The sequence below is a fragment of the Erysipelatoclostridium sp. An15 genome (genome assembly GCF_002160675.1).
Classification (GTDB): Bacteria; Bacillota_I; Bacilli_A; order Erysipelotrichales; family Coprobacillaceae; genus Thomasclavelia; species Thomasclavelia merdavium.
The window spans coordinates 80379-90440 of the sequence record NZ_NFLA01000004.1 but is presented as its reverse complement, the minus strand read 5'-3'; the positions used below and the strand labels follow the sequence as shown (position 1 = coordinate 90440).

Annotated in this window: 14 protein-coding genes; 10 read left to right on the top strand and 4 right to left on the bottom strand. The window is 29.3% G+C overall.

What is annotated here, in order from left to right; genetic code table 11:
• The coding region (locus B5E92_RS02980) for a RidA family protein (protein WP_087299065.1) at positions 1-357 on the top strand (357 nt) is incomplete at its 5' end.
• A gap of 30 nt (positions 358-387) precedes the next feature.
• On the opposite strand, the gene B5E92_RS02975 is transcribed toward B5E92_RS02980, so the two are convergent.
• The gene (locus B5E92_RS02975) at positions 388-981 is read right to left on the bottom strand and encodes a LexA family transcriptional regulator (protein WP_087299063.1); all 594 of its coding nucleotides are present in this window, start codon (positions 979-981) and stop codon (positions 388-390) included.
• A gap of 136 nt (positions 982-1117) precedes the next feature.
• On the opposite strand from B5E92_RS02975, the gene B5E92_RS02970 reads away from it, so the two are divergent.
• Both B5E92_RS02970 and B5E92_RS02965 read left to right on the top strand, forming a co-directional pair.
• Positions 1118-2374 carry a DNA repair protein gene (locus B5E92_RS02970; protein WP_087299061.1) on the top strand — a complete coding sequence of 419 codons (1257 nt, stop codon included), beginning with the start codon at positions 1118-1120 and terminating at the stop codon, positions 2372-2374.
• Positions 2367-2678, top strand: a complete 312-nt coding sequence (locus B5E92_RS02965) for a YolD-like family protein (RefSeq protein WP_239406376.1) — start codon at positions 2367-2369, stop codon at positions 2676-2678. Before B5E92_RS02970 ends, B5E92_RS02965 begins: the two co-directional genes overlap by 8 nt.
• A gap of 37 nt (positions 2679-2715) precedes the next feature.
• On the opposite strand, the gene B5E92_RS02960 is transcribed toward B5E92_RS02965, so the two are convergent.
• Positions 2716-3555, bottom strand: coding sequence for an undecaprenyl-diphosphate phosphatase (locus B5E92_RS02960; RefSeq protein ID WP_087299057.1), 840 nt, complete (start codon positions 3553-3555; stop codon positions 2716-2718).
• Positions 3556-3650: 95 nt separating this feature from the next.
• Here B5E92_RS02960 and B5E92_RS02955 point away from each other — a divergent pair, with 95 nt between their 5' ends.
• The 5 genes from B5E92_RS02955 (at position 3651) to spx (ending at position 6594) form a co-directional block, all read left to right on the top strand.
• Entirely contained in the window at positions 3651-4229 is a 579-nt protein-coding gene (locus tag B5E92_RS02955; RefSeq protein WP_087299055.1) for a hypothetical protein, read from the top strand.
• Positions 4230-4291: 62 nt separating this feature from the next.
• A complete protein-coding gene (locus B5E92_RS02950) occupies positions 4292-4990 on the top strand; it encodes an ABC transporter ATP-binding protein (RefSeq protein WP_087299053.1) in 699 nt (232 codons plus the stop codon).
• A complete protein-coding gene (locus B5E92_RS02945) occupies positions 4984-5688 on the top strand; it encodes a hypothetical protein (protein WP_087299051.1) in 705 nt (234 codons plus the stop codon). Before B5E92_RS02950 ends, B5E92_RS02945 begins: the two co-directional genes overlap by 7 nt.
• 8 nt (positions 5689-5696) lie before the next feature.
• Complete coding sequence (locus tag B5E92_RS02940; RefSeq protein WP_087299049.1) at positions 5697-6053, top strand: GntR family transcriptional regulator; 357 nt, start codon at positions 5697-5699, stop codon at positions 6051-6053.
• Positions 6054-6147: 94 nt separating this feature from the next.
• Entirely contained in the window at positions 6148-6594 is a 447-nt protein-coding gene (spx, locus tag B5E92_RS02935) for a transcriptional regulator Spx (RefSeq protein WP_087299047.1), read from the top strand.
• Between the two features lie 19 nt (positions 6595-6613).
• Here the strand turns inward: spx and B5E92_RS02930 are convergent, their stop codons facing one another.
• Positions 6614-7186 (bottom strand): CYTH domain-containing protein, encoded by a 573-nt coding sequence (locus B5E92_RS02930; protein WP_087299045.1) that lies wholly within the window; start codon positions 7184-7186, stop codon positions 6614-6616.
• 53 nt (positions 7187-7239) lie between these two features.
• Here B5E92_RS02930 and B5E92_RS02925 point away from each other — a divergent pair, with 53 nt between their 5' ends.
• Positions 7240-8022, top strand: a complete 783-nt coding sequence (locus B5E92_RS02925; RefSeq protein ID WP_087299043.1) for an NAD kinase — start codon at positions 7240-7242, stop codon at positions 8020-8022.
• Complete coding sequence (locus tag B5E92_RS02920) at positions 8019-8834, top strand: RluA family pseudouridine synthase (RefSeq protein WP_087299041.1); 816 nt, start codon at positions 8019-8021, stop codon at positions 8832-8834. The genes B5E92_RS02925 and B5E92_RS02920 overlap by 4 nt, the downstream gene beginning before the upstream one ends.
• A gap of 27 nt (positions 8835-8861) precedes the next feature.
• On the opposite strand, the gene B5E92_RS02915 is transcribed toward B5E92_RS02920, so the two are convergent.
• Entirely contained in the window at positions 8862-10058 is a 1197-nt protein-coding gene (locus tag B5E92_RS02915) for an FtsW/RodA/SpoVE family cell cycle protein (RefSeq protein ID WP_087299039.1), read from the bottom strand.
• Between the last annotated feature and the right edge of the window lie 4 nt (positions 10059-10062).

Sequence of the window (10062 nt, the reverse complement as noted above, 5' to 3'; positions counted from 1 at the left end):
ACAAATAAAGCTCCAGGAGCAATTGGACCATATAGTCAAGGAATTAATGTTGGTGATTTATATTTCTTTTCAGGACAAATCCCATTAAATCCAGAAACTAATGAAATGCCAGAAGGAATCGAAGCACAAGCGCATCAGGCATTAAAGAATGTTAAAGGATTATTAGAAAGTCAAGGATTGGATTTTTCTAATGTTATAAAAACAACAGTATTTTTAGATAACATGGAAGATTTTAATACGGTAAATGAAATTTATGCAACATATTTTGTAGAGCCATTTCCAGCAAGAAGTGCTGTTGAGGTAGGAAAACTACCAAAGGGTGCTTTAATTGAAGTTGAAGTAATTGCTTGTAAATAAAAAGATAGAATTTTGTAATTCTATCTTTTTTTAAAAATAATTTTTTACAAAAATGACTTTACCAATAACTTTAACCGGTAAATCATTAGCTTCTTTTAAAGTATAATGAACATCATTTATTGATGGATTACAGGCTATCAAAGTAATTCCAGTATCATCTTGATAATATTTTTTAATTGTTACTTGATCACCAATTTGAATAACAGCGATATCGTTATTTTTAACTGTATCTTGACTTTTTACATATATTAAACTACCATCAACAATTCCAGCATCTTTCATAGAATCACCAGTTACTTTTAAAAAATAGTCACCTAAATGATATTCTTCTAAAGTGATTCTTTCCTCACCAAGATAGTTATTATCTAAAAATAAATCATATCCGCCTTTAGCTATTCCTAAAATCGGTTTTTTTAAAGTGATTGCAGTTCCGTTCAATAGCGAACCAACATCAAATTCTAAAACCTCTGACATTTTATCAATTGTTTCTTGTTGTAATGATTTAACAGAGCCGTTTAACCAGCGGCCAACGGTAGTATGAGTTACGCCAAATTCTTTAGCGATTTGTTGATTTGTTAAATGATAACGAGATTTATACTCTTTAATAAATTGTTTTAACTCCATCGTTGTCACCTCAATTAAAATTATACCTGAAGATAAATGGAAAATAAAGGATTTCAATTCAATAAGTAGCACACAATTGCATAATTTATTTGAATATGCACATTTTGGATACTATAATGGCATTGAGGTGATTGGATTGAAACGGGTATATTTGTGCATTGATTTAAAAACTTTTTTTGCATCTGTTGAATGTGTTGAACGAAATTTAGATCCCTTTAAAGTAAATTTAGCAGTTGCAGATAAAGAGCGTGGTAAAGGGGCTTTGTGTCTAGCAATATCACCAAAACTAAAAGCGCTGGGAATAAAAAATCGTTGTCGTTTATTTGAAATTCCATCTTATCTTGATCTAATAATTGCAAAACCGCGGATGAAATTGTATATGGAGTATGCAGCTAATATTTATGAAATTTATTTAAAATATGTCTGCGATGATGATATTCATGTTTATTCTATTGATGAAGCATTTTTGGATATTAGCACTTATTTTAAATTATATCGTAAAACGCCATTACAAATGGCTAGAATGATTATTGATGATATTTTTGAAACTACCGGCATTACAGCAACCGCTGGCATTGGCAGTAATTTATATTTAAGTAAAGTAGCATTAGATATTAGTGCCAAACATAATCCTAGTAATATTGGTATTTTAAATGAACCTCTTTATAAGCAGACTCTTTGGCATCATCAGCCAATCACTGATTTTTGGCATGTTGGTAGGGGAATCGCTAAACGATTGGCTAAATATCAAATTTTTGATATGGCAGGCGTTGCTTTTTGTGATGAAAAGATCTTATATCAAGAATTTGGAGTTAATGCCAAATATTTAATCGATCATGCCTGGGGTAAAGAACCAACAACGATTGCCCAAATAAAAAAATATCAGCCAGAAAATAATTCGATTTCACACTCGCAGGTTCTATTTGAAGATTATAGTTATGAAGATGCATTATTAGCGATGAAAGAAATGGTTGAGTTAAAAGTGCTTGATTTAGTAGAGCAGCATTTAGTAACTAGACATATTGCCTTATATGTTGGTTATAGTAATAAAAAAATTAAAGCAACTGGTGGTTCGTTAAAAATAGGGGTTTGTACTAATTCTTATCGAATTTTATTATCGGAGTTTATAACATTATATAAACGAACAACACATTTAAACTGTCCAATTAGAAGGTTAGGAATTAGTTTTGGAGGTGTAATTGATGAAAAATATGAAGCTTATGATTTATTTACTGATTATCAAGAAATTGAAAAGGAACGTAAGTTACAAGAAGCATTAATTAATATTAAAGGACGCTATGGGAAAAATGCTGTTTTTAAAGGGATGGATTTATTAGAAAAGGCGACTACTTTAAAGCGTAATAAATTAATTGGAGGTCATAATGGTGAATAATCTAGAAAAACGAGCGCGCTTATTTCTTTCTTTTGATTCATTAAAAGGGTTTAAAGATTATTTAAAGGCTAAACAAAAAATAACTGTTGATCCAGTTGAGTTAGCCCCTGATGCTTTAGATGAACTAGATTGGAAAATTAAACAGGTACAGCCGGGTATGATGGTTACGGTTGTTTATTATAATCAAGGTGAATATGTTTTACGCACAGGTTTAGTTAGTAAAATTGATTTTGAATGTAAAAGATTAACAATAGTTAATCAAGAAATTAATTTTAATCAGATCATTAAAATTAGTGATTTATAAAAAAAATCCCACCAATAATTATATTGGTAGGATTTTTTTATAGGAATAAAACACATATGATTCCAACAAATAAACAATATACTGAAAAAATATGTAATTTTCTATTACTTAAAAATTTAAATAATAATTTTAAAGAGAAATATGTAACAACTCCACTAACAATAAATGCAATTAAATATGGTAACCAAAGTGTACTTAATGTAGTTGAACTAAAAAAGTCACCTAGTTTTAAAATAATTGCTCCAATACTTACAGGCATAAACATGAAAAAGGAAAAATCTCGAGCGGCTTTTTGTGTTAAACCACCTAACATACCACCAGTTAAAGTAGCACCACTACGGGAAATACCAGGAAGCAGGGCCAATAATTGAAAAAAGCCTAGTCTTAAAGCGTCAAAAAGATTTATCTTACGAGCAGTCCTTTTGCCATGATAGCCAAATTTATGAATTAAAAGCAGAAAGATTGCAGTGACTAAAAGACAACAGCCGACTAATTTTGGGGCAGAAAAAGCAGCCTCAATTTTATCATTAAGGAAAAAACCACCAATAGCAGCTGGGATTGTTGCAACAATTAGTAATACACAATATCTAAATTCGTTTTCATAATAGTTCCTTTTTCTTGAATCAAAAATATAGCTAAAAAACGCGATGAATAATCCGATTATTTGTTGACGATAATAATACATGATTGCAAGTAAAGAGCCAGTATTAACGATGACTTCAAAAGTAATATCGTTTATTGGCACCATTAATCCTAGTTTTTTAAAAATACTTTGAAAAATAACTAAGTGACCACTACTAGAAATAGGGATAGGTTCACTAAACCCTTGAATAGCTCCGAGGATACTATAAACAATGATATTTTTAATTAATTCCATCTTTTCACCTCGCGATTATTATAACTTAATTGAAAATAAAAAGATAGGAAAACATGATTTAACAAAATTAACATATATTTATATGGGAGGAAACTATGAAAGATATTATTGTAAATTGGGTTAAAGAAGATGAAGAACTTTTAGAACCATATGAATGGGATGAAGATGATGATTTAGAAATCATCTCGCGGCTAAAAGGTTATTTAGTTGATCAAGATACATTACATGATTTTATTTATGGTTGTATTAATTTATATGAAAAAAAATATTTTAATCGAATCTTTATAGTCGGTGATGGTAAATATAGTGTTGTTGTTGAAATTAATTCTAATGGTAAACTATCATATCGTTCTTTAACGATGATGAAACAGCGTAATTTAATTAATGACTATTTAAAAAAACAGCCACTTACTAAATTTAATTATCATATGTATGATGAAGGCTTGCTTAAAGAATATGGCTTAACGCGCAATGAACGTATCAAAAAACAGTATGTTGAACATATGATAGATAAAATATACGTGGAAGATTATGACCGGTTTTTAAAAATTTGCAGTCAATTAGAAATTAATGATGAAAAAAGTATTGGTAAATATTTACATTTAAAAAAGAAATTAGAGATAGGCTATTCATTTATCCATGAGTTACTTTATAACCAGTTAGTAAAGAAATAGTGTTGACAAGATTCATAATACGTGTTACTGTATTAGTGTATTAATACAGTAGGAGGTTAGTTATGAGTGAATTGTTGAAAATTGACAACGTTACCAAAAAATATGGGCGTTTTAAAGCATTGGACAATGTGACTTTAACATTACAATCAGGTAAAATTGTTGGTTTATTAGGTCCTAATGGTTCAGGAAAAACAACGTTGATTAAAATAATTAATGGTCTATTAAAAGATTATCAAGGTAATATTTTAGTAGATGGTAATCCAATTGGGGTGGAATCTAGAAAAATTATTTCTTATTTGCCGGATGAAAATTATTTTCAAGATTGGATGTATATTAAAGATGTATTAAATATTTTTAGTGATTTATATCAGGATTTCCAAAAAGATAATTGTCTAGAATTGATGAAACGTTTTAATTTAGAACCAAATATGAAAATTAAATCTTTATCTAAAGGGATGAAAGAAAAGTTTCAATTATGTTTAGTAATGTCTAGAAAAGCTAAATTATATATTTTAGATGAACCGATTGCTGGAGTTGACCCAGCGGCACGTGAAGTGATTTTAGATGTTATTTTAAATAATTATGATGAAGATGCTTTGGTTTTGATTTCAACACATTTGATTAGTGATTTAGAAACAATTTTTGATGAAGTAGTATTTTTAAAGGAAGGAAAAGTTGTCTTACATCAAGAAACTGAACAACTACGTCATGAAAGAAAACAATCAATTGATGAAGCATTTCGGGAGGTATTTAGATGTTAAAGTTATTAAAGTATGAAATAATCGAATCATATCGCCAATATTTATTGACTTTTGTTGTTTTTTTGATGCTTTGTGCAATTACACCATTAGTTCCAGTATTTATCAGTAATATATTGTCAATTTTAGTTGCGATAGCTTTTACGGGAATATTTATTGCGATATTTTTAAATGTAATTATCAGTTTTAATCGTTCAATGTATAAACGACCTGGTTATTTAACTTTGACTTTACCGGTTAGAACGGAAAATTTAATTGGTGCTAAATTAATTGGTAGTTTGATTTGGGTTGTTATTAGTACATTGGTTTTATTGATTGGGATAATGATTTTAGTAATGGCTACTGGTGAAGTGTCATTATTAGAGGTTATAGAGCTTACTAGAAACAGTTTTACTTATATTGTTGATCATTTAGGTAATATTGTAATGGAATTTGTCAACGCGATGATTGCTATGGCAACAATAATTTTATCATTTTATTTAGTTATAACATTTACAAAGACAAAATTTGTCCCTAAATATAAAACAGTATCAGGGATTGCCCTTTATTTTATTGGATGGATCTTAATCGCCAATCTTCTTATGAAGTTACCAATAGCTAGTGATGATATGTTAGTGTCAATTGCCCTTTGTATAGTTTTATCGGTTATTTTCTACATTGCAACAGTCTATTTGATTAATCATCAAATTGAAGTAGAGTAGGTGAAACAATGAAGAATGAATTTGATCCTAATTTACCAATTTATCTGCAAGTAATGGAAGAAATTAAAAAAGATATTTTTGTTGGTAAATATCATTGTGGTGATAAAATTGCTTCAGTACGTGAGCTAGCTTTAGTATATAGTGTTAATCCTAATACCATTCAAAAAGCATTAAGCGAGCTAGAAAGAACGGGAATAATCTATAGTAAACGAGCTCAGGGTCGTTATGTAAGTGAAGATAGTAATTTAATTGATGATTTAAAAAAAGAAGTTAGTGATCAAAAAATCCGGACATTTTTAAATGAAATGATGGAAATTGGTTATGATAAAAGTATGATTATTAAAATGATTGAGGAACTTGATTAACTGATCAAGTTCCTTATTTTCGGTATTATTATTTAAAAAGGATAGAAAAAAAATTAAATTAATGTATAATAGTAAAGGTAAGGGAGATGATATTATGATTCGCATTTACACGGCACCTAGTTGTGCATCATGTCGAAAAGTAAAGGCATGGCTGAAAGAACATAATATTCCTTATGTGGAAAAGAATATTTTTTCAACCTTGCTTAGAGAAGTTGAATTAAGAGAATTGTTAGAGCGAAGTGAAAATGGAACAGACGATATCATTTCTAAAAGAAGTAAAATAATCAAAGAAAATGATATTGATTTAGATAGTATGTCAATCAATGAATTGATAAAATTCATTCAAGCTAATCCATCAGTTTTAAAACGACCAATTATGATTGATGAACGACGTTTTCAAGTTGGATATAATGCTGAAGAGATTAGAGTGTTTATTCCTCGAGAATTACGTAAATTGGCAGAATGTCCAAATAGCGAATCTTGTCCGCAATTTGTTAACAATCCAGATTCGATTAAAGAGGCTTATCGAAGTGAAAAATAGCAGTGAATGTATCGTGGCATCACTGCTTTTTATTTTGGATACTAGTTATTACACGGTTAATTTTACTCATACAGTTTCTAGAATAATCTAAGTGATATTGATTGATGAAATCTAAAAATGCTTGTTTACCTTTTTTATAATCAAGTACTTCATATTCTAATTCATAATCAATAATATTATTATAGACATTATAATCAACACAAATAAGACCATCTGGGGTGCTGATTTCATAACGAGTAGTTGTCAAACTATAATCGGTAATAAACATAGTGCTATTAAGATTTAAGGGTTTTAGTTTATCAAATACTTCATTAGTAACTAATTGATGATTAAGGATTTTTTCTTTTGTTTCTTTATCAATCATTAAATTTGTTTCTAAAGTGCCTTGTTTTTGAGGTTGTTTTAAAGTTAATTCAAATTGATCGTTTTTATCGCGAATTCTTAAAGAATATCTTAGTTTAGATAATCTAGGATGTAATAAATAATGGTTTGTTTGTTTATAACAGCAATCAATTTGATGATCATTAATAATCTGATCAAATATTTCTTTAGTAATTAAGATTTTAAATTCTATTTCTAAGTTTTCTTCCATAGTATCCTCCATTGGTATATAATATATTATAAACGCTAAGGTTGGTGAAAACAATGATACAATATGCATTAGTAACTAAACAAGATGAATTATCAAAAAAAATAGCTCAAGAAATTAAAGATGGGCTAAAAGAAATTGCAAACTATAATCAGGAAAAGCCTGATTTAGTAATTAGTGTTGGTGGTGATGGAACGATGCTAACATCAGTCCACCAGTATTTAAATCAAGATGTGGGGTATATCGGAGTTCATACTGGGACATTAGGCTTTTATACAGATTATTTAAAAGATGAAATAGATGAATTAATTATGGCAATTAAAAATAATCAGTATAAAATCAATCATCGTAATTTATTAGAAGTAAGTGTTTATCGTCATGGAAAAAAAGATACTTATTTAGCGTTAAATGAAATGCGAATTGATTATGGCTTTGTTACGCAGGTAATTAATGTTTATATTGATGATGAACTATTAGAAGTATTTAGGGGTAATGGTTTATGTGTTTCTACACCATCAGGATCAACTGCTTATAATAAATCTATTGGTGGGGCAGTTATTTATCCTGGAACTCCTTTAATGCAGCTAACAGAAGTAGCACCAATTCAACATAATGCTTACCGTAGTTTAGGAGCAAGTATGATTTTAGATGCCAATAGGGTTATTAAATTAGAAAGCAATCATTTTAAATGTGTTAGTATGGGAATTGATAATCTTCATTTTGATTTTAGTGATGTTGAAAAAATAGAAATTCGTATTGCAACAAAGACAGTTAATTTTATCGAATATCGATCAATGTCTTTTATTCAAAGAATTAGAAGGGCGTTTATTTGCGAATGAGATATGTAGCTTGTGAAAGTGGTATTTTATTAAGAGAATTTTTATTTAAACAAAATCTAAGTAAAAAGGCTATTAAGGCGATAAAAACTAAAGGGGATATTTTAGTCAATGGTAGTCATCAAAGTGTTCGTTATATTTTGAATAAAGGTGATATTATTGAATTGATATGGCCATTAGAAAATAATGAATTATCTTCATATGATATAAATTTAAAAATTTATTATGAAGATCCTTACTATTTGGTAGTTGATAAGCCTGCCGGTTTGCCAAGTATTCCGACTCGAAGATATCCAGATAAAACTCTAGCTAATGCCTTAAGTGCATATTATCGAAAAAACAATATAAATGCTGCTATTCATTTAGTTAATCGTTTAGATAAAGATACTCAAGGACTATTATTAGTGGCTAAAGACCGTTATAGTCATTATTTGCTTTCTAAAGATATTAAACAGGTTAAACGGGTTTATCATTGCCTGGTTGATGGAAAATTAGAAGGATTTGGAACAATCGATAAAGCGATAGCTAAAGTAGAAAACAGTGTTAAACGGATTATTAGTGATACTGGTAAAAAAGCTGTCACTCACTTTCAAGTAATTGAAAGTGGTAATCAACAAAGTAAAGTAAGATGTGTTTTAGAAACCGGCCGAACTCATCAAATTAGAGTTCATTTAGCTAGTTTACATCATCCACTTACTGGCGATAGTTTATATGGTTCGAATATAGATATTAAATATTATTTAGATAGTGTTGAATTATCGTTTATTCATCCTTATACTAATCAATTAATAGAGATAAAAAAAGAGGTGGTCTAATATGATTATCATATTAACCATCTCTTTTTAATAACGTTTTTTACCTTCAATTATTCTTGTCTGACGTTCCATATCTAAGAAAATTCCTATTGCGATCATATAAGATAATAATGAAGAACCACCATATGATAAAAACGGCAGGGTGATACCGGTTATTGGTAATAAGCCAAGAACCATACCAATATTCCAAATCTGCTGGAAGATTAAAAGTCCCAGAATTCCAGCGGTCAAATATTTATCACGATTATTTTTAGCTCTAAAACCAATTCTGATAATTATTGCATCTAATGCACAAATAACTAAAATTGTAAAACCACCACCGATAAAACCGAAACTTAAAGAAATAACAGCAAAGATAAAATCGGTCTGGGCTTCTGGTAAAGAAATAACAGCATTCTCTAAGCCATATCCCCATAGACCAGCAGTACCATATGAAAGCATCGCATTAAATAATTGATAACCTTCTTCATTATAAGTACCTTCAGGATCGATCCAGCCATAAAAACGACTTAATTTATGACCGCCACCAATGATACTTGCAAAAACATCATGCTGGTAAACGAAAAGATAAACCATGATTATAATTATAACTAAAGCAATGATACCACCAATAATAAACCATCCCGCTCTTATTCCCGACATAAAGAGAATAAAAACAATTGATGAAAGCATGATCATAGCTACTCCAGAGTCATTTTGAAGATAAACTAGAATACAGGGTGGTAAAGAAATTGCTAAGATCTTACCAATTAAAATCAAATCGTTATGAAAGTCATGAACTAAATAACGATTATTATGTTTATCAATAGTATCAGCCATAACCACAACCATAATAATTTTCATGAATTCTGATGGCTGTAAGTCAAAGCCTGGTAATTTGTACCATGATGTGGCCCCGTTGTTATTTTTGGCTAAGGGTATAATCGAAATACCAAAATGAGTAATTAAGAAATGTTCAATAGCTAATCCTACTAATAAGACCATTAAAATACCATATATAATCCACATAGAAGAATAGATCCGGTCATTTGATACTTTATAAACAATAGCTATTACAACAAAAGATATAGCATAAAATACTAACTGCCTAATCCAATATGTACTTGGATTCCCAACGGTAATTAAAGGAGTAGCACTTTTGATTCCTAAACAGCTAATAAAGCATAGTAATAAAATAACAATCAATAAAGGTTTACAGATTACGGATTTTTCTTTTTCTTCCACAAAA